The organism is Pedococcus sp. P2_A3 (genome assembly GCF_056405035.1).
This window is the reverse complement of the sequence record NZ_JBFUCW010000007.1, coordinates 63,397-87,347: the sequence shown is the minus strand read 5'-3', so window position 1 is coordinate 87,347 and position 23,951 is coordinate 63,397. Positions and strand designations below refer to the sequence as shown.

The following is a 23,951-nucleotide window of genomic DNA, read 5'->3' as shown; positions in this document are numbered from 1 at the left end:
CGTGCAACGTCTCGCCACCTTCGCGCCTCGATCCAGGCTTCCTGCTGCGACCTACAGGGCGCTGGCGGGCCGAATGCCTGAAGCGATGGTCGCCTGCTTTGACGCCTATACAGGGGCAGATCGTCACCTGCGACAGCCGCACGCACGCTGACCTCGACCTTCCCCTTGACGGCAGCGCCGCCGCTGGATCCGCGCTCGGGCCCACCGCCAAAGGGGCCTCCCTGTACATCGACACAATCGCCGTGCAGCCCAGTGACGCCAACGCCGGGGTGCGTCGCTTTGTTGGGCCAGCGGAGCGGGCGTCCACGCGACCGGCAATCAGATGCCCCGCTCCGCAAAGGTCACCTCAAAGGCGCCCGGGGTGGCTCCGATACCAAGCGCTTCAGGGTGAACCGGACACAGTTGTACAACGCTGGTCGGATAGAAGCTCGCCCCCGTTCCGCGACCAACCGCCCTCCGAGTCGCCCAGTGAGGACTAGCATTGGCTCGTGGCCGGCGCCAATGACGACAACTCAAGCATGCTCGAGAAGTCGATGCGCGTCATGCAGGCGTTCCGGCGCAGCGAAGGCACCTTGCGGTTCTCTGACATCGTGGCTCGCACGGGCATGCCCAAAAGCACAACGCACCGGCTCATCAAGGCACTGGTCGAGCTCGAGATGCTCGCGGAGCACGATGACGGGTTCAGTATCGGTATGGCTGCTTTCGAGATCGGCGACTTGGTGCCGGTGCGTGGGGAGCTCCGTGACGCGGCCGTGCCGTACATGAAGGACCTCTTCCAAGGCACGAGCCAGGCAGTCCACCTGGGAGTGCGTGACGGACTCGAGGTGGTCTACGTCGAGAAGTTCGGGTCCGGGCATGAGGCAGACTTCCCGTCTCGAATCGGCGGGCGCCTACCGCTAACCTGCACTGCTGTGGGCAAGGTCCTGCTTGCCTATGCGACGACCGCCGTGATCGACGACGTTCTGTCGCGCCCGTTGCGTCGGCTCACGGCGCGGTCGATCACCGATCCCAAGGTGCTCCGGAGCCAGCTGTCGGGCATCCGCATCGTTGGCTTCGGCACCGAGTGTGAAGAAGCTGTCCTGGGCGGAGCGTGCGTTGCCGCGCCGATTCTCGTGCGTGGGCACATCCGTGCAGCCTTGTCTGTGTCGGTGAAGGCGGACGAGTTCGTGCCCAGTCGGCTTTCGGCCGCGGTCAAGACCGCAGCGGCAGGCATAACCCGCGAGCTCTCCCGCTACGACCCGGCTCGGCCTGTCTAGGCCTCAAGGTTCTGTCCGACGGAACGCGTCGGCACACGCCGTCCAGCGCTGCCTAGTGTGTCGACACAGGAGGTAGCGATGGGCTCCCGGTTTGACACAGTCGCTCAGGCTGAACAACAAGCACGCAGGCGGCTGCCGAAGCCTGTCCTCTCCTCCCTCCAGGGAGGGCGCGAGCAAGGCTTGTCGCTCCAGGATAACTGCAACGCCTTCGGCGAGCTGGCGCTGATGCCAAGCGCCTTCGACAAGCCTGAGACGGTCGACCCGTCGACGAGCTTTCTCGGGCAGCCGCTCAGCTTTCCGGCCATCGTGTCTCCCGTCGGAGCTCTGGGGCTCCATCCGGATGGTGAGCTTGCCATCGCCCAGGCGGCTACCCGCATCGGCGTCTCGATGTCGGTGAGCTCGTTCGCGAGCAAGCCCGTCAGTGAGATCGGTCAGATCACTCAGAACCTGCACTTCCAACTGTATTGGCTGGGAAGCCGGGCCGACATCGAGGCTCGCCTCGAACGCGCCGCCGCGGCAGGCGCGAAGGGACTCATCGTCACCGTCGATCTATCGCGCTCCGCACCACGACGCGACTGGGCAGCCGCCTCGTCGCTGCCTTCCAGCTGGACGGCGCGCAGCATTCTGCGCCATGGGCCCTCCGGTGTGTCACGGCCCCTGTGGCTACTGCAATATCTGCGGCGCGGCACCCTGCCGAGCCTCAGGATCCCGAACCTGGCCGGGGCGGACGGTCAGGAGCCGACCTTTGTGCAGGCACTCGAGATGATGCGACGAACCCCTCCCGCGACCAGAGACGATCTCGCGTGGCTGCGGGAGAAGTGGGACGGTCCATTGATGTTCAAGGGGATCAACTCGCTGCGCGATGCACGGATCGCTGAGGACTTAGGCGCAGACGCCATTGGCTTGTCCAACCACGGCGGCAACCACCTCGACGGCACCGTGTCTGCGATTCGCTACCTTCCCGCGATAGCCGAGGCACTGGAACGCCCGGTGCCCATCAGCATCGATGGTGGAGTCAGACGAGGGACCGACGTGGTGAAGGCGGTGGCTCTGGGGGCGAGGGTCGCGTTGCTCGGGCGGGCTGTCGCGTATGGCCTCGCGGTCGACGGCGAAGAAGGCGTGTTCCGCGTACTCGAGATCATCCGTTCTGGCGTCGTCGAAGCGATGGACGCGATGGGCGCGGCATCCGTCGCTGACCTTGAACGGTCGGACGCAATCGTGCGTCGGGACAACTTCTTCGTCGTGCCGCCCCGCTAGGCGTACCGCCCCGCCAGTCGGTCACCGCCACTGAAGCCGCGCCGCAAACAGGCAGCATGCCGCCAGGGCCGATGAGACGGCCGCGCTCGACCAGGCGATCTGCACGTTCCAGATGGTGACGACCGACGCGAAGACGATCGGCCCGGTGGAACCACCGAAGAACACCCCGGCCTGCGTCACTCCAGCCGACGCCGCCGCGCTTCCTGGGCGAGCGCGGGCGACGCTGAAGTTGAACAAGGCGCTCCAGCCCCAGCCACACCCATACGCGACCACAGCGCCGACCACGAATGCCGCGGCGTCACTCATGGCCAGGAGCGCAAACCCCAGAGTCCCTGCCACGGCAAGGGCACCGAGGCCGGTGACATCCCGCGCGCCCGCCGAGCGCCCGGCACGGGCCACAACAGCGATGCGGGCGCCGATGGAGACCACGCTGGCACCGATCTGTACAGCTCCGACGGCGGTGGCATGCATCCCCGTGCGGGTGCCGGTCAGGACGAGGAAAGAGGGCAGGCACTGTGCTGCGAAGGAGAGGAAGAACCCACCCAGTGCCATCAAACCGATGAAGTGCCGCGCCTTGGCACGGGGCACCCCGACCTCTCTCACGGGGACCAGCCCCRGCGGCGCACTCGTGGGCGCTGGCTGGTCGTCGGCGAGCGGCACGCCTCTCACAGCGAACTGGGCGAGCACGGTCACGCCGGCCACTGCCGTGACGGCGAGGCGCCACGATGCGCCATGGAAGGCTGCGAGCACCAGGCCGGCCAACAGTGTGGTCCCTGGGACGGAGGCCTGCACGAGCCCGAACGACAACGCCTGAGCTCGTATACCGGCAACGCCGGTAATCACGTGCGTCGCCGACGGCTGCGCGGCAGCGTTCGGGACACCGAGTAGGGCGAGCACGACCACGATGGTTGTCGCGTTCGGCGCCATGGCGATGATGAGCAGGCCGAGGGAGGCGATGGCACAGGCCAGTCGGAGGAGACGTCCCGCACCCCAGTGGGAGACAGCGCGACCCATGACCGGCGACGTGACAGCCGACACGAGGAAGTACCCCCCGATCCCCACCCCCAGTTCCGTAGTGCTGAATGCGAGTTGGTCGTCGAGCTGAACGGCGAGGACAGCAACGAGGAAGGGAGGGGCTGCCACTGAGATCATCGCGCAGACTGCCGCGAGCACCCGGGAGCGATCACTGGGGGAGCCGCCTGCCGAGGCAGAGGTCCTGATCATCGCGCGGCTGCTCACGTCGTCCGGCTCCAAGGATGTGCTTGCTGACTCGGGGTGAGTGGGTGGGATGGCCTCCGGACGGCTTCCCTCCTTGCGACCGCCCTTGTCCTCGCTACTGACTGGTGTAGCCACCGTCCACATGCACGACGGAGCCCGTGGTGAAGCCCGCTCCGGCGCCGAGCAGCGGGACGACCATGTGGGCGATCTCGTCGGGGGTGCCCCACCTGCCGAGGGGGATCTTGGCGGTGAAAGCTCGCTGGGCCTCGCTCCCGGCCGAAGCGGCGTTCATCGCACTCCGCACGGGGCCTGGCGAGATGCAGTTGATCGTGACGCCGGAGCCTGCGAGCTCGAGCGCCAATGAACGCGTCATTGCCGTGACCGCCCCCTTGGTCGCCGCGTAGGCGGCGCGCTGCGGGGCGCCTACTGTCGCCAGGACCGAACCGATGGTCACGATCCTGCCGAACCCCACGTCCACCATCCCCGGCGTGACCGTGCGCACGGCCAGCCACGTGCCCAGGACATTGGCCTCGAACGCGTTCCGGAAGTCAGCGAGATCGACCTCCTGGAGTCCTCCGGGAAGGAGCACCCCGGCGGCCGTGACGAGCCCCTCGATCGTCCCCCACCGTGCAGTGACGTCCTGGACGGCGCGATCGAGTTGCTCCGGGCTCGTGACGTCCGCCGCAATGGCTACGACGTCTCGCGAGCCGCCGCGGCTGACCTGCTCAGCGGCAGCAGCGCACTTATCGGCGGACCTGCCAACGATCGCGACCGGTCGACCTGTCGCAGCGACCGCCTCGGCGACTCCCAGGCCGATGCCGCTGTTGCCTCCGGTGACGAGTACCGGCCCCGCGCCGAACTCGCTCATGTTGTCCCTCACTCGAGTCTCCTGTGTGGTCAGTGGTTGGTTGATTCTGCGGGGTCGAGCGGTGGACCGCCTGAGAAAGTTCTGCCACGCGGATCTCATGTTGTGCTCGCGGCGGCGTTTGCCTGTGAATGGGCACATGAAGCAACCCTCAAGCCGACTGGTCAGTGCTGGTGGTACCACCTTCTCGGTGGCGGAGCTGGGCACTGGCACGCCGCTGCTGCTGCTGCACGGTGGCGGACCCGGCTGCACCGCCTGGACCGACTTCGGACCGGTCGCAGAGCTGTTCGCAGCGCACCACCGGGTGGTCTTGGTTGACCTCCTGCAGTACGGCGGATCCGACATGTCCGAGATCCAGGGCCCGATGTGGGACCACCACTCCAGGAAGATGGTCGATCTGCTCGACGAGCTCGGGATCGATCGTGCCGACTTCGTCTGCAACTCGTGGGGCGGCACGATTGCCCTCCACCTCGCGGCGACGTACCCCGACCGAGCGCGAGCCGTGGTGGTCACCGGCAGCATGCCCGTGTTCGAAGGCGAGGCCTCTGTGGCACTCCCCGAGACTGGTCGCGACGTGCGAGTGCGGTCGTTCCGTTCGGCCCGCGACCGCTACTACGGGGGCGAAGGGCCGACGAAGGCGAAGATGCGGGAGCTGATCGGGTCGCTGGAGTGGTATGACGCCTCGCGGGTGCCCGAGGAGACCGTGGAGCTGCGGTGGAGGAACAGCCTGTACGCCGAGGAGATCGCCCTGGCGACGTCGGCCAACCCCCGGGGTGAATGGCAGGATCTCACTGTCGAACTGGGCATGATCCAGGCCCCCGTCCTGTTCTTGTGGGGCATGCAGGACGCCTTCCTAAAGCCGGAGTACGCGCTCATGCTTGCGCGCTTGGTACCCAGCGGAAGCCTCCATGTCATGGACCACGCCTCCCACCATCTCCAGGAGGAGCGCCCCGAGGACTACGTCGCCGTGGTGCAGAGCTTCCTCGGCCGCCAGAACTGACGTTCCATCCGAAAACGATATGGAGAGCCCATCGTGCCGATGACAGAAGGCGATGCGAACCGCATCGCGCAAGCGCTCAGCGAGGCAGCTCGCGACGCCCGACCCATCCCGCCCATTCGCCACCACGCGAACGGTCTTGACGTGAACGACGCGTATGACGTGCAGCGCCGGCTCGTGGGCAGCATGATTGCGGGCGGAGCCCGTAGGGTCGGCCGCAAGATCGGCCTGACCTCACCAGCGGTCCAGCAGCAGCTCGGAGTCGACCAGCCGGACTTCGGTGTGCTGCTTGACGACATGCAGGTCGCTCAGCACGGCATCGTCGTGGTGGACGAGATGATCCAGCCGCGAGTCGAGGCCGAGGTCGCCTTTGTGCTGGCTTCCGATCTGGACGCCGTAGAGATGGACCGCGACGTGGTGATCGCCGCGCTTTCACACGCCTCGGCTGCTCTGGAGATCGTCGACAGCCGCATCGAGGACTGGGACATCTCGATCGTGGACACCGTCGCCGACAACGGCTCCTCCGGACGGTTCGTGCTCGGCGACCACACACTCTCGCTCCACGACTTCGACGCCAAGGGCGTGCAGATGACCATGACTGCCAACGACCGTGTTGTCTCGCAGGGTGACGGCAGCGCCTGCCTCGGTGATCCGTTGAACGCCGTTGTCTGGTTGGCCAAGACGGCAAGAGACCTGGGCGACCCCTTGAGGGCGGGCGAGATCGTCCTGTCCGGGGCGCTGGGACCAATGCATTCGGTGGCGGCGGGTGAGCTCGTCTGCGCCGAGCTGACCGACCTGGGCAGCGTGTCAGTCGAGTTCGTCGGAGCAGGGCGATGACGACGAAGGTGGCCATCGTCGGTTCCGGCAACATCGGAACAGACCTCATGTTCAAGATCCTCAGAGGACGAGGCACTCTGGAGCTTGCCGCCATGGTGGGCATCGACCCCGACTCGGACGGCCTCCGCCGCGCCGCGAGCCTGGGGATACCGGTGACTTCCAACGGAGTCGAGGGCCTGATCGGTCTCGAGAACTTCCACGAGATCGACGTGATCTTCGATGCGACGTCCGCCAAGGCTCATCGCGCCAACGCGGCGCTGCTGGCGCCCTACGACAAGGTGATGATCGACCTGACGCCGGCCGCGATCGGGCCGTTCGTGGCGCCCACCGTCAACCTCCGCGAGCACGCCGCTTCGCCGAACATCAACATGGTGACCTGCGGAGGTCAGGCGACGATCCCCATTGTTGCCGCGATCAGTGCGGTCACAGAGGTCTTCTACGCAGAGATCGTGGCGTCAATTGCGTCCCGGTCCGCGGGGCCCGGTACGCGGGCAAACATTGACGAGTTCACCGAAACGACGGCCGAGGCGCTCGAACGGGTCGGTGGCGCGGCGAGAGCCAAGGCGATCATCGTCCTCAACCCTGCGGAGCCGCCCGTCATCATGCGCGACACGGTTGCCTGCCTGATCGGACCCGATCACCACGCCGAGGTCTCCGCCTCGATCGACGCGATGATCTCGCGCGTGGCGCAATTCGTGCCCGGATACCGGCGCACGCAGGAAGTGCAGTTCACCCCCGTCACCTCCGACGACCCGATGAGAGCCCTTGCGCCGGATCCGGAAGCGGGGACGCATGTCGTCACGGTGCTGATGCAGGTCGAGGGCGCCGCCCACTACCTGCCGGCATACGCGGGGAACCTCGACATCATGACCGCTGCGGCGGTGCAGGTTGCCGAAGAACTCGCCTCGCTGGCCACAACAAGAGGCGGGCCGGCCGCCGGAGAGGAGGCATCGTGAACACGTTCTACCTGCAGGATGTGACGCTCCGCGACGGCATGCACGCGCTTCGCCACCGTCTCGGCCTCAGCGACCTCCAGCGAGTCGTCTCGGCGTTGGACTCTGCCGGGGTGGATGCGATCGAGGTGGCACACGGTGACGGTCTGGGCGGCGGCAGCATCACGTACGGATTCGGAAGCCACACTGACTGGGACTGGCTGGAAGCCGCCAACGCGGTCATTCGCCGCGCAACGTTGACGACCCTTCTGCTCCCGGGGATTGGCACCATCGAGGACATTCGTCACGCTGCGGAGCTCGGTGTGCGGTCGATCAGGATCGCCACCCACTGCACGGAAGCGGACGTGGCTGCGCAGCACATCACCTATGCGCGCGAACTGGGCCTCGACGTTGCGGGCTTCCTCATGATGAGTCACATGAGCGGACCGGAGGAGCTGTCACGGCAGGCCAAGCTCATGGAGAGCTATGGCGCACACTGCGTCTACGTCACTGACTCAGGTGGCAGGCTGACGACCGGCGAAGTCAAGGCTCGAGTCGTAGCCTTCCGCGCCGCGCTCTCGGACGAGACGCAGATCGGTATCCACGCACACCAGAACCTCAGCCTGGCGGTTGCCAACAGCGTCGCCGCTGTCGAGGCGGGAGCCTTCAGAATCGATGCGTCTCTTGCAGGGCTGGGCGCCGGCGCCGGGAACTGTCCCATCGAGCCGCTCGTGGCCGTTGCCTCCCTGCTCGGTTGGGACCACCCCGCCGACCTCGACGCGCTCGAGGACGCAGCCGACGACGTCGTCAGGCCGCTCATCGACCGGCCGATCCAGGTCGACCGCGACACGCTCACCCTCGGATACACGGGTGTCTATTCCAGCTTCCTGCGACATGCGGAGCGTCAGGCGCAGCGTCACGGAGTGAAGGCACGCGACATCCTGAAAGAGGCTGGTGCCCGGGCCCTTGTCGGCGGCCAGGAGGACCAGCTCGTCGACATCGCTCTCGATCTGGCCCGCGCAGGCCGCCCCCAGGCGGAGGTGTCATGAGGTGTCGCGATCCGCGCAGGATGGTTCACGCCGGGAGGTTCCCTCGCGAGTTTCCTAGCCGCCAGATTTCACGCAGGAAGTTGTTCCGGTACGCGAAACTCGCCGCCCAATGGGGCCCGAGGCGCACTTACGCTAACCACATTGTGAAGGTCTTTTTCACAAACGACCGGGCGAAAACCCGAACACAATACGCAGGGCAGACAACACATCCATTGGTGCGCCACCGCGCGACGAGAGCTGCAACGTGCGGCATCGGAATTCACAGGAGTACACATGCTTAAGACGATTAAGGCGACGGCGCTTTCCGGCGCGCTTATCGCGTCAGTCCTGCTCTCCGGCGCGTGTGGCGCCGAGCAGCCGAGCGCCACGGCGGCCTCCCTGAAGCCGGCCCGACTCGCCGTGGGACTCGACCCGACCTACGCGCTCGTCTTCGTTGCGCAGGACCAGGGCTACTTCAAGAAGCACGGGGTCGACGCCAAGCTGGTCCAGACCGAGGGTGGGCCGTCAATGATCCAGGCCGTCTCCGGCGGTCAGGCCGACTTCGCCTACGGCACCGACCTGACCTCGGTGGCCAACCTGGGCTCCAATCCGGACCTTGCCGCCCTCGGCGTGGTCGGGCAGTCGGACACCAACTTCTTCACGGTCTTCAGCAAGAAGGTCAAGTCGGCGTCGGACATCAAGACCATGGCGGTGGTGCCTGGCTCGGCGGCCTACATGACGGACAAGTACCTCAAGAGCCAGGGCATCGACCCGAAGAGCATCCACTTCGTCACGGCGGCCTTTCCCGACATCCCTGCGATCATCAACCGCGGTGATGCAGATGCCACTGTCGCCATCCAGCCCTGGGCCGACCGCATCGTCAGCCAGGCGGGTGGAAAAATCGTAGGCGACATCGGCGACTACGGCGCCTACTACGCCCTGTGGCTGACGACCTCGAGCAAGTGGCTCGCGAAGCACCAGGAAGAGGCCGCCGGCGTGTTCGGTGCGCTGAACGACGCGAGCAAGTACGTGCAGGCACACCCTGACGAGGCGGCAGCGCTGGTGTCAAAGAAGCTGGGAATGCCCCCGGAGCAGGCGCTCAAGGTGCTCAAGAGCACCGACTTCACCTTCCGCGACTTTAATGAAAAGGACGCCGAGCAGGTGAAGGCGGCCACTGCATTCTTCATGAGCCAAGGAAAGATCAAGGCTGGCCCTGCCGATTCGCAGATCCTCAAGGGCTGGTATCCGCAGCACGTCAAGTAAGCCGATCGGCGACATTCTCCACATTTAAACAATTGAATTCAGGCCAGTCCTGAGCACCTGGGCCAAGACTTCTCGTCTCGGCCCAGGTGCCTTTTCACTCGGCCTCTGGTTCGCCGGAGTCCAGCCACCCAAGGAGCCACCGTGCCCATCGTTAGCGTGAGTCTCACCGCAGGCCGTGACGAGACCGTGAAGGCGTTCATCGCGCGAGGGATCGTCGACGTGGTCGCCGAGTTCGCTGCGGTCTCCGCAGACGGCATTCATGTCCTCTTCACCGATCTCGACCGGCAGGCCTGGGCCATGGGGCCTCGCTTGCTGTCTGAGAGCCGGCCTCGCCCACCAGCGGTCCGCTCGATGCCCTACCAGCACATCTACCACCTGGACGTTGCCCTCGAGCGTCGCGACAGTTACCTCGAGTGGCGCCGCCGGCGGTTGCAGCCGCACCTGGCAGTCACAGAAGGCTTCCTGACGACGTCGGTGGTGCTGCCCGACGACCACAAGACCGACGGGCTCGTGGTCGTCGAACGGTGGCGTACCAAGCAGGCTCGCGAGGCATTCCTGAGCGCGCAGGGAGAGCTCCTCACCGAGGCCGCGGAGCTGGTCGGTGCGGCAACGACGCTGGCCAGCGGCAGCGTCGCGGACACGTGGCGAAACCCCACACCATGACGTCACGGACGCGTCGAGTCGTCATCGTCGGTGCTGGAAGCGCCGGGTGCCTGGTGGCCGCTCGCCTGAGCGAGGAGCCTCATCTCAGCGTGGTGCTTCTGGAAGACGGTCCCGACCATTCACACGAGAGCGTCAACGCAAAGCTGGCGTCCTGGAACTGGCTTGACGCCCTCGAGGCGACCGAAGCCTTCGTGCCGGACCTTATGGTCCGGCGACATGTTACCGACCTGCCCCGCCAGTACCGGCGCGGGCGAGGCTTGGGAGGCACGGCGTTGCTGAACGCGATGATCGCGATGCCGGGACTTCCAGCTGACTACGACCGGTGGGCTTCGGAGTTCGGGCTGTCCGACTGGTCCTGGGAAGCGGTCGGACCCGTATTCGAAAAGCTGGAGCGCGACCTCACCCTGACGCCGAGCGCATCTTTGACACCACTCGACCGTGCGGTGTTGTCGGCCGCCCCCGAGCTGGGGCTCGCCAACGACGTCGATCTGCTCGGTGCGCACGACGGCGCTGGTCGACTGTGGCTGAATGCTTCTCAGGGGCGCAGGCACTCCAGCCGCGAGCGATACCTGAGCCCGGCCATGCGGTCGGGGCGCCTTGACGTCCGCCCAGGCGCACGGGTCGATCGCGTCCTGGTTCGCGATGGAGCAGCCACGGGGGTCCGGCTCGTCGACGGCTCCCAGATCGACGCGGACCTCGTCGTTCTCTGTGCTGGGGCGTTGGAGACGCCCGCCATTCTCCTTCGCAGCGGCTCGAGGCGTCCGGGCGTCGGCTCCAATCTGCTGGACCACCCCTCGGCGACCATTCTTCTCAGGCTTCACGAGAAGTTTCGGCACGTCGACCGGGCAAAGCCCACCATCGGAGCCGGCCTGCGGGTCTCCTCGACGTATGGACAGAGCGATCTACACCTCCTTCCGGTCCACGGGTTGCCGGCCGGGATGGCCGAAGGCTTCGACGGGCGGGTCATCATCGAGCTCATGGCCGCAGAGTCCGCTGGCACAGTGGAGCTTTCGTCCCCCGACGGGTGTCAGCCGCCGCGTGTCGACCAGCGGATGCTGACGACAGCCCGCGACCGCGCAGCCATGCGCGAAGGCGTCGACCTAGCGTTAGGACTGCTCAAGACCGAGCCTTTCAGGAGGATGGTGTCCGAGGCCTGCGTCGAAGACAGGGGTACGCCTGTCGACCGCCTCAGGGACGAGGACTTCTATGAGTCATGGGTCGCGAGATCACTCTCGGGATCGCACGCGGGTGGGACCGCCCGCATGGGCAAGGCGGATGATCCGTATGCGGTCGTCGATGGTCGGGGGAGAGTCATCGGCTGGGAGAGCTGCTGGGTCATGGACGCCTCAGCCATGCCTGTCGTCCCTACTGCCAACCCGCACCTACCCATCCTGATGCTCGCCACGAAACTGGCCGAGTGCCTGGTGGAGGACGTCACCTGAGCTGTTCGGCAGGGACACCACGACCCACAGGTGTCGGCGAAAGCGCCCCTCCTACTCACGGTAGGAGGGGCGCTTCGGGCCTCAGGGGCCGGCCGGACTGAAGTTGCTCGTCAGAAGCGGAGTCCGAACCGGCGCAGGAGAGCCGTGGAGAGTAGGCGGATGACGCGGTCACAGAGGAAGCCGAGGATGCCGAGGGCAACGATCCCCACGAAGATCCAGTTGATGCGGCCGAAGTTGCGGGCCTGCCACAGAAGCGCGCCGAGTCCAGTGTCGGCGGACACGATCTCGGCCGAGACGATCGTGAGAAAACAGTTGGCGAGCGACAGGCGCGCCCCCGTCACCAGATGCGGGACGGTCGAGGGAAGCACGATCCGGGTCAGCACCTGCTGGCGGGTCGCGCCGAGGCTCTCTGCTGCCCGCAGCCGCGAGTCAGGGATCGAGGCCACGCCGGCGATGGTGTTGAGGGTCACGATGAAGACGCCGGTGTAGAAGATGAGGATCACCTTCGACGTCTCACCGATCCCGAACCACACGATGGCAAGAGTCACGAACGCGATGGGCGGGATGAAGCGGAAGAACTCGATGAACGGGTCGAGCATGAGGCGAAGGATCTTGATCCGGCCCATGAGGATCCCGAGTGGCGCACCGACCACAAGCCCGAGCCCCCACCCGATACCGATGCGGCGCAGGGATACGAGAGCGGCCTGCAACAGGGTCCCGCTGCTTGCGAGCTCAGCGGCCGCCAGGGCCGTCTCCTTGGGGGAGGCCACAAGCAACGGACCGTAAGCCATGGCGCAGAGCTGCCAGAGCGCCAATCCCAGCAACAGCGACAGGATCACGAGGCCGATTCGCGAGACGCCTCTGACGGAGACTCTTCGCGTCTCCCGGACAACAACGGCGGTCATGCCAGTACCTCCTCGTCGGCGCCTTGCGCCCGCAGCGACTTGCTGACTTCCTTGCTGATCTCCTGCTGTAGGTCCCTGCGCAACGCGATGGCATCGGGGTCGTCGAGCTGGCGCGGCCGGGGAAGATGCACTTCACGCACCGACTTGATGCCAGCAGCAGGACCGGCCGTCATAACCACGATGCGGTCGGCGAGTCGGATTGCCTCCTCGATGTCGTGTGTCACGAACACCACGGTGCATCCGCGGTCACGCCAGATGCGCTCGATCTCGGTCTGCATGACCTCCCGGGTCTGGGCGTCCAGTGCGCCGAAAGGCTCATCCATCAGGATGATGCTGGGCTCGTTCGCGAGGACCCTGGCTACCTGCACACGCTGCCTCATGCCGCCCGAGAGCTGCGAGGGCAGGCGATCGGCCGCATGCTTCAGGCCCACCAGGGCGAGATACTCCTCGACCAGCTCTGCTTGCCGAGACTTGGAGAGCTTTCTGACGCGAGGACCGAACCCTATGTTCTGACGTACCGTGAGCCATTCGAACAGGACGTCAGTGGACTGGAAGACCAGGCCACGCTCCACGCCGACCTTCTCCGGCGAGCGACCGTCGACTCTGAGCTGACCGCTGACCACCGGGACGAAGCCAGCAAGCGCGGAGAGCAGCGTCGACTTCCCGCACCCGCTTGGGCCGAGTAGGCAGACGAACTCGCCGGGCTGGACGTCGAGGCTCACGTCTTGCACGGCGGTGAACGCACCGAAGGCGATCGTCACGTTGCGCACCGATGCGGGAGCGCCCCGAGATTCCTCGTCGCCACGGGTCGACACCGGTGACGCGGCCGCTGATACGTTGGGGTTGCGGAGAGTGGTCATGGTGCTTTCCCTCGTGCTGGAGATCTGTTGGGTCATGTCGGCTCCAATTCCGGTTGCCGTTGTCGCGCGGTGCGCGGGACCCGATCGGCGCCCTCGCCAGCTGCCGGCTGTCGGCCACTTTTGACAAGGCTAGATCGGTGTTCATGGGGCCTTGCCTGGTGTTCCGTTCGACGGAACCCCCCGCAGGCGCTGCGAACCATCACGAAGGGTCGGGGAGGCGTCGAACATAGGAGGTGTAGTCCTCGCCGGCCCTGACGACTGCGAGCACCTCCTCGGGGTCGAAGTTGTCGCCCACCGGGTCCTCGACGAACACCTGTGAGGTCATGTACTCGATCGCGTCCTCCGTCGACATGACGTCCGCGTAGAACTCGCTCCGATGACCGTCAGGGTCCTCGTAGTACAGGGACAGCGAGGGGCCATGCTTGACGTGCTTGACGGGCTTGATCCCCTCGTCGCGCAGCCGTTCGTAGACGGACATCAAGGTCGGCACATCTTCCCAGGCATAAGCCACGTGCCGCACGCCCGGACGCTTCGCATAGTCAGCGGCGGCAGACGCCGACTGGCCGTTCGCGTCGTCGACGGGTCCGAGGTTAATTAGGGCATGACGGTGGTGCTCATGGTCGAAGGACAGGAAGGCATGCTTCCCGTTGTTCATCCGCACGACGTCGCCGAAAACGGTCTGGTAGAAGGCGATCATCTCGTCGAAGCGATGCGTCCCGTAGACGACATGCGCGATCTGAGTCGGGTGAGCCATGGTGTTCTCTCCATCTGTAGTGGGTTGGTCGGGGGAACCGTGGCCAGCGTTCGGCTACCAGCTCATCCCGATCCCGGTCTCAAAGGGACCGGATCTCTTCGCTCGACCGCATCGCCGTGTCCAGCGCGATGCGGACGAGCATCCTCGTGAACCTCACGGCATCGTTGAGGTCCACGCAGTTCATGCCGTACTCGAATCCAACCTCGCGATCGCCCTCGACCACCTTGGGCATACCGACCCGCGCCGTCGGAATGCCGGCCCTCCGAAACAAGTTGGCGTCGGTCATTCCGCTGAGCGAGCGCTCCGGTTCGTGGGCGCGGCCCTCCAAGGCCTCCCAGGCCGCCACCGACGATCGGCTTATCCACGCACCCTCGCCCGTGTCGGCCCCTGGTATCGACAGCACCATGTCCACATCGACGCGGATGTCGAGCTGGGCCGCGATGCGCTCGACCGCAGCCCGGAGCTGCCGTTCAGCCATCACCGGAGTCATGGCGGGAGGTGTCCGCAGGTCCAGCCGCACGACGGCGGTGGCCGGGACGAAGGATGGCGTCCGATCCCAGCCAGCCTCGACTCCGCCGACGACACCCTGAGGAGCGACCCCGCCGCCGGAGTTCGCCGCGCTGTACTGGGGGAACCACTCCTCGAGGGCGTCGACGAGGCGGGCCGCAGACCTGATCGGATTGTCGTAGGGCAGCCTGTGGCGCGCGGCCACGTAGCTGTGCGCACCGTGGACGGTGAGGTTGAACCAGGTCACGCCCACTTCCTCCCATGTGACCGCCCATCCCGGCTTCGCGATCACCGCAACGTCGGGCCAGACCCCCTGCTGGATGAGGAAGGAGGCGCCGACGCCGTGACCGACATTGCGCCGCCCCGGTCCGGGGCGCGCGTTGGCGGGCATGCCGCCCGCCCCGAAGGCGATGAGCACATCGCCCACAAGGGAGGCGTCAGCCCGCCGGATCGCCTCGGCCGCGGCCAGGATGCAGGCCGCGTGCCCCTTCGGGTTTGAAGCACCCAGTCCGGCGAGCAGACCATCACGCGGTCGGTATGCAGCTGTCTCGAGGTCAGGAGTCATCGATCCCACAACCGGCATGTCGTATGCCGCATCACCGGTGGTGACCGTGTCGATGGGTGCGTAGAGCATCACGCGACTCCCTTGGGTGTCGCTGCCCCGCAGCCGGCCCCACGCGTTCGCCTGATCGTCATCGATGCGCATCAGATGGCCTTCGACCCCGCGCTCTTCCATGAGCTGGACGATGCGCTCGGCCAGGGGCAGCTCTCGGCCTGTCGGGCTCGGCACGTTGACGAACTCCGTGACAAGCGATGCAATCTGGTCCTGCGTCACGAGGGCCGCCGCTCGGTCGAACGTGTCGCGGATTCGGTCCGGCAGGCCCGCGCCCCAGCTCGGATCGACTCTTTCAGTCACTCTGGTCTCCCGTGTTCGGTGATGCATTGATTGTGACCGGCCCCCTGCCGCGAAGGCTCGCAGAGTTCTGCCAGGCGGACCCTGACGGCTGCCCCGCGCCGGTGCTAAGCCGCCGGTACCGAGGTGGGGTTCCGCTGCCACGCAATGCCTCGCCGACCGGCCGGTTCCGTTGTCTGGAACTTGGGTCCCGTGAATTCGGTCGCAGGGCGTACGGTCGCTGAAACCTCAGCCTTAAGGAGAAGTCGTGCCGGGAGTCAGCGCAAATCTTGAAGTTGGACAGGAACACGCGGTCGGCGCGTCAGCGGCGGGAGAATGCCCGAGGGAGGCAGTGCCCGCCAAGGGCATCTGGAGCTCCCTGCTGGGCACGGATTTCAGCGTGACGCACCGTCAGATCGGCGACTGGAACACGCGGATCCTCGAAGCGGGCGCCGGTGAGGAGGTACTGATCCTGCTGCCTGGAACGGGCGGACACCTGGAGGCATACAGCCGCAACGTCGCAAGCCTCGCCGGGCGGTTCATGGTGGTCGCTTACGACTGGCCGGGTCACGGGTTCACCACCCTGGCAGAAGCCGATCTGGAGCTACCGACCTACCTTGACCACCTGGATGGCGTGATCAGCTCCTTGGGTGTCGACTCTGTCCACCTGTGCGGTGAGTCGCTGGGCGGGTGGGTCGCCGCCAAGTACGCCGCCGCGCATCCAGGGCGAGTCCGGCGGATGGTTCTCAACACCCCGGGCGGGACGATGTCGGCCCCCGAGGTGATGGCCCGGATCAGGGAACTGTCGCAGGCGGCCGCAGACGACCCCAGCGAAGAACGGATCCGCACGCGCCTGGAATGGCTCATGGCCGACCCGGCCAGTGTGACGGACGAGCTGGTTGCGATTCGGAAGGCGATCTACTCCCAGCGGGGGTTCGCACAGTCCATGCGTCACATCCTCTGCCTTCAGGACCCGACGATAAGACAGCGCAATCTCATCACCGATGACGAGCTAGCCGCGATCAAGGCCGAGACCCTGGTGGTTTGGACCAGCGACGACCCATCGGGACCGGCCGCTGCGGGTCTGCAGATGGCTGCACGCATTCCGGCGGCGCGGTTCGCCCTGATCGAAGGGGCCGGGCACTGGCCGCAGTGGGAGCAGAGCTCGGTCTTCAACGAGCTGGTGGGAAACTTCCTGCGCGTGGGCCTGTGACCACGAACATGGCCCAGACGCAGGTGAGCACTGAGGAGGTGGAGTCGTCGATGACCGCATCTGTGCCCACGGCAAGCGACACCGAGAGGTTCATTGAGGCCGGCGGGATCCGGATTCGTTATCACGATGTTGGCGAGGGGCCGGTCCTGCTCTGCATTCACGGCGGCGCACCAGGGGCGTTCGGCTGGGGCAACTTCGGCCCGAATGTCCCGACGCTGTCCCAGCGCTTCCGGATGCTCGTGGTCGACCTCCCAGGGTACGGCGGTTCGCAGAAACATGATCTGCCGGCCGAGGGACGTGCCCGTCTGGGAGCCACGGTCTTCGCGGCCCTCCTGAAGGAGCTGGGCATCGCACGCGCACACGTGGTCGGCTTAGCAACGGGCGGCGTCGTGGCGWTGCGTATGGCGATCGACAGTCCCGAGGTCGTGGACAGGCTCGTGCTCGTCAGCTCGGCTGGCGGCATGCCGCTGATTACCCCCAGTCCCTCCGAAGGCTCCAAGCGGATCGGTCGCTACTACGACCCGCCTGGCCCGACAGTGGAGACCATGCGCGACTACCTCGAAATGATCGTGTTCGACCGAAGCCTCATCACGGACGAGATCGTTCAGGAGCGTTACGAGGCCAGCATGGACCCCGAGTTCATCGCGCACGCACCCGAGGGCAAGGCAACCGCGGTGCACGAGCCGGTTTGGCTAGAGGCGGACCGCATCCGGGCCAAGACCCTCATCGTTTGGGGCCGTAACAACGTGGTCCAGGGCTACGACAACGCCCTCCTTCTCCTCAACCGGATTCCGGACGCCAGAGTCCACGTCTTCGGACGGACGGGCCTGTGGGTCCCGTTCGAGCGCCGAGCAGAATTCGAGGCTCTCCTGAACGGCTTCTTGGAAGCCTCATAAGCCGCCGGTCCACCTTGCATCGTGTCACCATTGCCCCAGGCCGCCCTGTCCGGGATCCCTGAGGGTCTGTCGTCAGATGGTGATGAAAGGTCAGTCAACGGCGGCGTTGCTTCCCTGCGCGATGTCCAGCCGTTCGTTCCTGAAAGTACAATATGGGCGATTCGATCAAGCGCCCGAGCTCGGACCAACGATGTTCAGGGGGCGCGGTGGACGCGTCTGCTGGTGTCGTAGAACTCCTTCAGCAGGAGATCGACCCGATCACTAGCGTGCAGGGTGAGCAGCACCTGAAGTTCGTCCCAGCCTGACTGTGTGCCGGCGTCATTGCGCCGGCGTATCTGCACCCAGCGACAACGGCAGGTTCAGCCCTGGCAATCATGGGGCTACCTCGGTGGACAAAGTCAGCTCGCGGAAGCGGCGGCCGCATTCGGGTTGCCGTCGGTCATCTGGTGTCGAATGCGGGCGGCTGATCCTCGAGGGTCTCGCGCAGCCAGGTCCGTTCGGCGCGACTGGTGGCGCGGGCGGTGAGCAGTATGCCCCGCCGGTAGGGGTCGGCGATCTCCTCGGCACGCAGGGGCCGCTCGTTGTCGTAGAAGAAGCTTGCCGGTTCCTCCAGGAACTCCAACCGTCTGCGCAGCACCGCGTGCTGTTCGGCCACGGCGGGCAGGTGGGAGAGGAATGCCAGGATGACGAAGAACCGGGTGAAGTCGGTGATCTCGTGGTCGGCGGGCTTGCGCAGGCGCTGAAGCATCTCGGTCCGGCCGGCCGCCGTCAGGCTGAGCATGTATCGGGCCCCCCCGGCAGTTGGGTCGGAGCGCCGCCCGATCAAGCCGGCCCTGGTCAGGCGATTGAGGGCCGGATACAGGCTGCCGTCACTGACCGGCCGCGTATAGCCAGTCAGTTGTGAGATGCGGCGGCGCAACTCGTGTCCGGGCAGGAGCCCTTCGGCGAGGAAGCCGAGTATCGCGAGTTCCAGCATGAATCCATCTTCGCACCCGAACATCGAATCGATGTTAGCCTCGCAGGTACTCACCCAAACGTCTCCGGAGAGGCACAGCAACATGCCGTCGCAGTCCACCGAGTCAGTGATGAACCGTTTCGTCGAGTTCATCAACACGGGCAACGAGGATCTCGCCCGCGAGGTCATTTCTCCGGACGCGGTGTTCCACGCGCCAACCCATCCGGAACCACTGCGTGGGCCCGATGGGTACATGCAAGTCATCGGGATGATGCGTAGCGCCTTCCCCGACGTCCAGTGGACGCTGGAAGAGACGGTCACCGAAGGCGACACCGTGGTCGCACGGTTCACCATGGAGGGAACCCACGAGGGTGAATTCTTGGGGATCCCGGCGAGCGGCAACAAGATCTCGGTGCAGGCCATGAACTTCTACTACCTGGCGGACGGCCGGATCGTCGGCGAACGGGGCCAGCCCGACCTCCTCGGGGTGATGCAGCAGATCGGTGCCCTACCGGCGCCGTTAACCTCATAGCGCCGAGTCTTCTGCCGCGCGGGATTGCCGCTGCCGGGGTGCGTTCCCCGCGGTAGCAGAGGGCCCGCACCAAACGCGGCCGGCCGCATGGGCAAGGACGACAGGGCGGTCGTCGACAGCGAACTGCGTGTCAACGGCGTGCACCAGACTGGTCATCAACCTGGTCCGAGTCGCCGGCCCAACCGGTCAGACGTCGCTATCCGTCTCCCCTTGGACGAAGGGCGGGAACATCGTTGCATCACGCAGTCCAGCGGGACCGACGTGTTCAGCTCGGTGACCCTTCAGTTTCTGGCTGACTCAACGACCTCGCGACCACCGGGTTGGCTGTGTCAATTGATCTTGTCGGCACATGGACTGACTGCCTGCGATCAGCCGCCGTCATGATCAGAATGCCGAGGCTGTCCCACGGGGCAGCCATGTAGGTCACGTTACGCCACCGCTCGCGCCAACCGGCCACGCTCATGGGACCACGACCAGCTTGCCGGTGGCGAGGTTCTGCTCCATGCGGTGGTGAGCATCACGGATCCGGTCGAGAGGGTAGGCCCGGTCCAGCGGGACGAGGCGAACGTCGCTGGCGGCTGCGTCGAGGTAGTCCTGCAGGACCTGCTGAAAGGTCGGCGGCTTCGCCGGAGTACGCGGTGAGCCTGACCCCTGAGGGCAGGTAGTCAATCGGGTAGAAGTCGTCAACGACCCAAGAGTTGCTCAGCATCCCCGTGAAGCAGCCCACCCCGTGCACTTTCAGGGTCCGCAACGTGTCTCGAAGGGCGGGGGCGCCGACTAGCTCCAGAGCCACGTCCACCCCATCGGCCACGAGCTGGCGCACTTGAGCCGCAATCTGCCCGTCGTCGATGACCACATGGTCCACACCGATCTCGCGTAGGGGCGTGGCCTTGGCCTGAGAACGGGTCGTCGATATGACGGTGAGCCCCATGCGCTTCGCGAGCACGGCGGCAGCCATCCCGACTGAGGAGGTGCCTCCACGCACGAGCAATGTCTGCCCCGGTTGTGCGTCCAGTCCAGTCGTCAGGCTTCCGTGTGCCGTCTGGAGCATCTCCGGGACGGCCCCCAGGAGCTCCCATGGGAGATCGCTGCGAAACGGGATCACCTGGGCAGTCGGCACGCACGTGTATTCGGCGTATCCGCCGTCGAAGGTGCGACCCATCCCGCCCATCATCGTCATCACCTGCTGCCCGACCGAGAACTCGCCGCCCGGTGCAGCGACGACCTCGCCAGTCGCCTCGATGCCGAGGACGCGCGGAAAGGTCACTCCTTCGGCGAGGCCGAGTCTGGTGTGCAGTTCGGACCGGTTGAGGCCCGCCGCTCGCACCCGGATGAGTACCCACCCGTCCCGCGGCTGCGGAACCGGAATCCGTTGCACCCTCAGGGCGCCGACCGCGCCTGGGCCAGACAGTACGACAGCCCGCATCGTGTCGGTCGCGGCGCTCACGCTGCGGCGTCCCGGGCGGCGTCGGGGAATGCGCGCGATCCGAGCAGGGCTGCGAAGTCTGTCGCAGCCCGTGGCGGGAGACCCTGCGTGAACGGCCACGTCAGCGACCTCGCGCCAATCATCGAGCCCTCGCTGCACCTAAGGCGTGGACTGGGCGGGGCTCCTCAGCCCACCCATCCGCATGGCCCGGGACGGCCTCCCTGCGGGATGACCGTGCGGCCTGTCCGCCCGGCACGGCATGAACAACTATTTCACTATTATTCATTGACTTTCGCATAGGTGAAATCTACCGTACGTGTCAAGTGCTCGCGCCAGGGCGCCCAACTCCATACAGCCGCACTCTTCGCCAGGAGAATCTCCATGTCTGTGACCCCGTCCGGCAATGGCGCCGGATCCCGCCGTGAACTTCCAGTTCTCCTCATCGCGGGTGCGTTTGCTGCCCTGGAGGGCTATGACCTCGCCTCATACGGCGTCACCATCCCCTCCCTTCTCAAGTCCGATCTGAACGTCACTAAGCAGTCAGCCGGCCACGTCGGATCACTACTCGCTATCGGCATGCTCATCGGGGCCGCCCTCTGCGCCCTGCTCATCCGCAGGGTAGGAAGCCGACGGCTCCTGCTCAGCGGAGCCGGACTTTTTTCGGTCGGCATGCTGGCGTGCGCCCTCGCGCACAGCTTCGGCCTTTTCGGCATCGCCCGAACCGTCGTCGGCCTCGGCGTCGGCATCGTCCTGCCTACCCTGACCGCATACATCGCAGACCTCTCCGCTCCCGAGCGACGCACCCGAAACGTGGGCGCGATGATGGCCGGCTATGCAGGAGGCGCCCTCGTCTCGGCCCTGCTCGCAAGCTTCCTGCTGCCCGAGGCATCATGGCGGTGGATCTACGCTGCCGGCGCCGTTCCCGCCATCGTCCTTCTCCCTCTGGCGGTGCGGGCACTTCCCGAAAGCCCCTACACCCCATCCACCGCAGGGCTCACGACCCAGCGCGGCGACGTCGGCGGTCTGCGCTCCCTCTTCGGCAGCGGTGTATGGCTGCCGACGCTGCTCTTCTGGGCCATCTCCTTCTGCGGTCTGTTGCTCGTATTCGGGATCAGCACGTGGCTGCCCACCATCATGCAAGCGGCCGGCTACTCCCTTGGCTCCTCCCTGCTCCAAGCCGCGGCGATGTGGGTTGGAGCCGCCGTCGGCATGGTCGCCGGGGGACGCCTCGCTGGACGGCTTGGCATCAAGCCCGTTGTCGTGACCTCATTCCTCGCCGGCGCCGCCGCCCTCCTCCTGATGACCCTGAAACCGCCGCTCCCCTTGCTATTCGTCCTCATGTTCGTCAGCGGCCTGGGCTTCATCGGTTCACAGGTCCTCACCAACGCCTTCATCGTCACTCGCTACCCCGACCACCTTCGCGGTCCCGGAATCGGGTGGGCCCTGTCCATCGGCCGTGTCGGCGCCATAACGGGCCCAACCATGGGCGGCGCCATCCTGACCTCATCCCTTGACGTGTCGTGGAACTTCTACCTGTTTGCCATCCCCGGTGTCATCGGAGCCGTCCTGGCAGCATGCGTCCCCCAAATCACCAGATCGAACGGCGCGACCCGACGACACGAAGCGAAGGAAGCAGGGCTCAAGGCATGACACTTCACGCCCTCGTGAGCAAAGACCAGGAGCCCTGAAATGACCATCACCGCAGAAGGCGTCGATGTTGTCGTCGTCGGATTTGGCCCCACCGGAATGAGCCTGTCAGCACTGCTTGGGCAACAAGGCGTCAGCGTCCTGGCTATGGAGAGGTATGAGGGCCTCTACAACCTGCCGCGGGCCGCGGCCTTTGACGACGAGACCATGCGGACATTCCAGAAACTGGGCGTAGCCGAGAAGATGCTGGCTGGCACGAACGTGCAGCGGGGCTACGTGTGGGTCAACGGCCGTGAAGATGTACTGCTCGACATCGAATTCGACAACCCCGGCCGCTGTGGCTGGCCCGCTCAGTACATGATGTACCAACCGCACATCGAGACCGTGCTGCACGAACTCGTTGAGACCCTCCCCACCGTCGAGGTCCGCCGTGGCACTCAGGTGACTGGCATCGACCAGCATCCCGATTACGTCACCGTGACGAGCCGTGACGCACACGGAAACGAACAACAGGTCCGCGCCCGTTACGTGATCGGATGCGACGGCGGCAACAGCACAGTGCGCAACGTGATTGGCGTTGGCCTCGACGACTACGGGTTCTTCGAAAACTGGCTCGTGTGCGACTTCCAGCTCCGGCACGACGTCCCCGGGCTGCCCACTTTCCGTCAGGTCTGCAACCCCGCCGAACCAATCGCCATCGTGAACATCGGCCCCGGCCACCATCGGTTCTCGTTCCGGCTGGAGGCCGACACCTCGGCCGAGGAGGCGATCCGGACCGACCGGGTCTGGGAGCGCGTCGGGGACTACCTCACCCCCGCCGACGCCAACTTGATCCGCACCGCGAACTACACCTTCCGCTCCAGCATTGCTCAGCAGTGGCGGCAACACAGGGTCCTGCTCGCCGGAGACGCAGCCCACCAGATGCCCCCCTTCCTCGCACAGGGAATGGTGTCTGGCATTCGCGACGCCAGAAACTTGGCATGGAAGATTCAGATGGTCGTGGCCGGCGGCGGGCCCGACGACCTGCTCGACACATACCAGGTGGAACGCGAACCGCACGTCCGCTTCATCACTGAAAAGGCCATCGAGCTCGGTCGGGTCCAGACTATGCGGGACGTCGAACAAGCCGAACTTCGCGACGCCCAGATGATCGCCGCACGCCAAGCGAACATGAAGCCGGACAAGCTCGTGTACCCGGCCCTGCGCGGCGGACTCATAGTCAGTGGCGGAGACATGCTCCCCCAGGGCATTGTCTCGTCAGCCGAACGCACCGCCCTCTTCGACGACGTGGTTGGCACAGGGTGGCTCGTTGTTGCCAACAGCGCCGTCTCCCTGGCAGCCATCCCCGACGACCTTCGCGCGGCCTTCGGCTCGCTCGGCGGGCGCGAAGTCACCTTCGGGATCGGGTCCATGTTCGAACCCGCCGACCTGTCCGACACCGGCGGCACCTACACCCGCTGGTTTGCCAGCACAGGCTGCGTCGCGGCAATTGTGCGTCCGGACAGCTACATCTACGCCCTGGCAGGTAACGCAGAGGAGCTGGGCGCGCTGATCAAAGAGCTGCTCGGCCAGCTCCGCACCACCGCCTGACACCCCCGCAGACAAG

General features: G+C 65.9%; 22 protein-coding genes and 1 pseudogene. 14 read left to right on the top strand and 9 right to left on the bottom strand.

The genetic code is table 11. The features are described 5' to 3' along the window. Nucleotides 1–488: 488 nt before the first annotated feature. Nucleotides 489–1,256 (top strand): IclR family transcriptional regulator, encoded by a 768-nt coding sequence (locus tag AC1DX8_RS07635; protein WP_477629318.1) that lies wholly within the window; start codon nucleotides 489–491, stop codon nucleotides 1,254–1,256. Nucleotides 1,257–1,334: 78 nt separating this feature from the next. Next, nucleotides 1,335–2,513 (top strand): alpha-hydroxy acid oxidase, encoded by a 1,179-nt coding sequence (locus tag AC1DX8_RS07630; RefSeq protein ID WP_477629317.1) that lies wholly within the window; start codon nucleotides 1,335–1,337, stop codon nucleotides 2,511–2,513. A 21-nt stretch (nucleotides 2,514–2,534) separates the two neighbouring features. Here AC1DX8_RS07630 and AC1DX8_RS07625 read toward each other — a convergent pair whose 3' ends face one another. Next, the gene (locus AC1DX8_RS07625) at nucleotides 2,535–3,737 is read right to left on the bottom strand and encodes an MFS transporter (protein WP_477629316.1); all 1,203 of its coding nucleotides are present in this window, start codon (nucleotides 3,735–3,737) and stop codon (nucleotides 2,535–2,537) included. Between the two features lie 109 nt (nucleotides 3,738–3,846). Further along, on the bottom strand, nucleotides 3,847–4,611 hold the full coding sequence (locus AC1DX8_RS07620; protein ID WP_477629315.1) for an SDR family NAD(P)-dependent oxidoreductase: 765 nt from the start codon (nucleotides 4,609–4,611) through the stop codon (nucleotides 3,847–3,849). Nucleotides 4,612–4,735: 124 nt separating this feature from the next. Here AC1DX8_RS07620 and AC1DX8_RS07615 point away from each other — a divergent pair, with 124 nt between their 5' ends. From AC1DX8_RS07615 to AC1DX8_RS07585, 7 genes are all read left to right on the top strand, one after another. Then, on the top strand, nucleotides 4,736–5,596 hold the full coding sequence (locus AC1DX8_RS07615) for an alpha/beta fold hydrolase (RefSeq protein WP_477629314.1): 861 nt from the start codon (nucleotides 4,736–4,738) through the stop codon (nucleotides 5,594–5,596). A 141-nt stretch (nucleotides 5,597–5,737) separates the two neighbouring features. Next, complete coding sequence (locus tag AC1DX8_RS07610) at nucleotides 5,738–6,430, top strand: 2-keto-4-pentenoate hydratase (protein WP_477629313.1); 693 nt, start codon at nucleotides 5,738–5,740, stop codon at nucleotides 6,428–6,430. Continuing rightward, the gene (locus AC1DX8_RS07605; protein WP_477629312.1) at nucleotides 6,427–7,386 is read left to right on the top strand and encodes an acetaldehyde dehydrogenase (acetylating); all 960 of its coding nucleotides are present in this window, start codon (nucleotides 6,427–6,429) and stop codon (nucleotides 7,384–7,386) included. Before AC1DX8_RS07610 ends, AC1DX8_RS07605 begins: the two co-directional genes overlap by 4 nt. Next, complete coding sequence (gene dmpG / locus AC1DX8_RS07600; RefSeq protein ID WP_477629311.1) at nucleotides 7,383–8,411, top strand: 4-hydroxy-2-oxovalerate aldolase; 1,029 nt, start codon at nucleotides 7,383–7,385, stop codon at nucleotides 8,409–8,411. The genes AC1DX8_RS07605 and dmpG overlap by 4 nt, the downstream gene beginning before the upstream one ends. A 273-nt stretch (nucleotides 8,412–8,684) precedes the next feature. Beyond that, complete coding sequence (locus AC1DX8_RS07595) at nucleotides 8,685–9,653, top strand: ABC transporter substrate-binding protein (protein WP_477629310.1); 969 nt, start codon at nucleotides 8,685–8,687, stop codon at nucleotides 9,651–9,653. A gap of 156 nt (nucleotides 9,654–9,809) precedes the next feature. Then, entirely contained in the window at nucleotides 9,810–10,316 is a 507-nt protein-coding gene (locus AC1DX8_RS07590; RefSeq protein ID WP_477629309.1) for a hypothetical protein, read from the top strand. Beyond that, a complete protein-coding gene (locus tag AC1DX8_RS07585) occupies nucleotides 10,313–11,758 on the top strand; it encodes a GMC family oxidoreductase (protein ID WP_477629405.1) in 1,446 nt (481 codons plus the stop codon). Before AC1DX8_RS07590 ends, AC1DX8_RS07585 begins: the two co-directional genes overlap by 4 nt. 110 nt (nucleotides 11,759–11,868) lie before the next feature. Here the strand turns inward: AC1DX8_RS07585 and AC1DX8_RS07580 are convergent, their stop codons facing one another. From AC1DX8_RS07580 to AC1DX8_RS07565, 4 genes are all read right to left on the bottom strand, one after another. Then, nucleotides 11,869–12,663, bottom strand: coding sequence for an ABC transporter permease (locus AC1DX8_RS07580; RefSeq protein WP_477629308.1), 795 nt, complete (start codon nucleotides 12,661–12,663; stop codon nucleotides 11,869–11,871). Continuing rightward, the gene (locus AC1DX8_RS07575) at nucleotides 12,660–13,559 is read right to left on the bottom strand and encodes an ABC transporter ATP-binding protein (protein ID WP_477629307.1); all 900 of its coding nucleotides are present in this window, start codon (nucleotides 13,557–13,559) and stop codon (nucleotides 12,660–12,662) included. Before AC1DX8_RS07575 ends, AC1DX8_RS07580 begins: the two co-directional genes overlap by 4 nt. 163 nt (nucleotides 13,560–13,722) lie before the next feature. Then, entirely contained in the window at nucleotides 13,723–14,277 is a 555-nt protein-coding gene (locus AC1DX8_RS07570) for a VOC family protein (protein ID WP_477629306.1), read from the bottom strand. A gap of 79 nt (nucleotides 14,278–14,356) precedes the next feature. After that, the gene (locus AC1DX8_RS07565) at nucleotides 14,357–15,619 is read right to left on the bottom strand and encodes a M20 family metallopeptidase (RefSeq protein ID WP_477629305.1); all 1,263 of its coding nucleotides are present in this window, start codon (nucleotides 15,617–15,619) and stop codon (nucleotides 14,357–14,359) included. Nucleotides 15,620–15,944: 325 nt separating this feature from the next. Between AC1DX8_RS07565 and AC1DX8_RS07560 the strand changes: the two genes are divergently transcribed. Both AC1DX8_RS07560 and AC1DX8_RS07555 read left to right on the top strand, forming a co-directional pair. After that, entirely contained in the window at nucleotides 15,945–16,889 is a 945-nt protein-coding gene (locus tag AC1DX8_RS07560) for an alpha/beta fold hydrolase (RefSeq protein WP_477629304.1), read from the top strand. Next, nucleotides 16,886–17,785, top strand: a complete 900-nt coding sequence (locus AC1DX8_RS07555; protein ID WP_477629303.1) for an alpha/beta fold hydrolase — start codon at nucleotides 16,886–16,888, stop codon at nucleotides 17,783–17,785. The genes AC1DX8_RS07560 and AC1DX8_RS07555 overlap by 4 nt, the downstream gene beginning before the upstream one ends. A gap of 439 nt (nucleotides 17,786–18,224) precedes the next feature. Here the strand turns inward: AC1DX8_RS07555 and AC1DX8_RS07550 are convergent, their stop codons facing one another. Then, a complete protein-coding gene (locus tag AC1DX8_RS07550; RefSeq protein ID WP_477629302.1) occupies nucleotides 18,225–18,761 on the bottom strand; it encodes a PadR family transcriptional regulator in 537 nt (178 codons plus the stop codon). A gap of 109 nt (nucleotides 18,762–18,870) precedes the next feature. Here AC1DX8_RS07550 and AC1DX8_RS07545 point away from each other — a divergent pair, with 109 nt between their 5' ends. Next, nucleotides 18,871–19,272 (top strand): ester cyclase, encoded by a 402-nt coding sequence (locus tag AC1DX8_RS07545; protein ID WP_477629301.1) that lies wholly within the window; start codon nucleotides 18,871–18,873, stop codon nucleotides 19,270–19,272. Between the two features lie 459 nt (nucleotides 19,273–19,731). On the opposite strand, the gene AC1DX8_RS07540 is transcribed toward AC1DX8_RS07545, so the two are convergent. After that, nucleotides 19,732–19,941 carry a zinc-binding dehydrogenase gene (locus AC1DX8_RS07540; protein ID WP_477629300.1) on the bottom strand — a complete coding sequence of 70 codons (210 nt, stop codon included), beginning with the start codon at nucleotides 19,939–19,941 and terminating at the stop codon, nucleotides 19,732–19,734. An 88-nt stretch (nucleotides 19,942–20,029) separates the two neighbouring features. Beyond that, nucleotides 20,030–20,698 (bottom strand): annotated as a pseudogene (locus tag AC1DX8_RS07535) (alcohol dehydrogenase catalytic domain-containing protein); the annotation flags it as partial. A 387-nt stretch (nucleotides 20,699–21,085) separates the two neighbouring features. On the opposite strand from AC1DX8_RS07535, the gene AC1DX8_RS07530 reads away from it, so the two are divergent. Beyond that, on the top strand, nucleotides 21,086–22,348 hold the full coding sequence (locus tag AC1DX8_RS07530; RefSeq protein ID WP_477629299.1) for an MFS transporter: 1,263 nt from the start codon (nucleotides 21,086–21,088) through the stop codon (nucleotides 22,346–22,348). Nucleotides 22,349–22,387: 39 nt separating this feature from the next. Then, a complete protein-coding gene (mhpA, locus tag AC1DX8_RS07525; RefSeq protein ID WP_477629298.1) occupies nucleotides 22,388–23,935 on the top strand; it encodes a bifunctional 3-(3-hydroxy-phenyl)propionate/3-hydroxycinnamic acid hydroxylase MhpA in 1,548 nt (515 codons plus the stop codon). Nucleotides 23,936–23,951: the final 16 nt, after the last annotated feature.

Coding starts and splice junctions, on each gene's coding strand:
- mhpA (WP_477629298.1), top strand. CDS start 22,388: ATGACCATCACCGCAGAAGGCGTCGATGTTGTCGTCGTCGGATTTGGC.
- AC1DX8_RS07575 (WP_477629307.1), bottom strand. CDS start 13,559: ATGACCCAACAGATCTCCAGCACGAGGGAAAGCACCATGACCACTCTC.
- AC1DX8_RS07615 (WP_477629314.1), top strand. CDS start 4,736: ATGAAGCAACCCTCAAGCCGACTGGTCAGTGCTGGTGGTACCACCTTC.
- AC1DX8_RS07605 (WP_477629312.1), top strand. CDS start 6,427: ATGACGACGAAGGTGGCCATCGTCGGTTCCGGCAACATCGGAACAGAC.
- AC1DX8_RS07630 (WP_477629317.1), top strand. CDS start 1,335: ATGGGCTCCCGGTTTGACACAGTCGCTCAGGCTGAACAACAAGCACGC.
- AC1DX8_RS07545 (WP_477629301.1), top strand. CDS start 18,871: ATGAACCGTTTCGTCGAGTTCATCAACACGGGCAACGAGGATCTCGCC.
- AC1DX8_RS07580 (WP_477629308.1), bottom strand. CDS start 12,663: ATGACCGCCGTTGTTGTCCGGGAGACGCGAAGAGTCTCCGTCAGAGGC.
- AC1DX8_RS07570 (WP_477629306.1), bottom strand. CDS start 14,277: ATGGCTCACCCGACTCAGATCGCGCATGTCGTCTACGGGACGCATCGC.
- AC1DX8_RS07585 (WP_477629405.1), top strand. CDS start 10,313: ATGACGTCACGGACGCGTCGAGTCGTCATCGTCGGTGCTGGAAGCGCC.
- AC1DX8_RS07595 (WP_477629310.1), top strand. CDS start 8,685: ATGCTTAAGACGATTAAGGCGACGGCGCTTTCCGGCGCGCTTATCGCG.
- AC1DX8_RS07550 (WP_477629302.1), bottom strand. CDS start 18,761: ATGCTGGAACTCGCGATACTCGGCTTCCTCGCCGAAGGGCTCCTGCCC.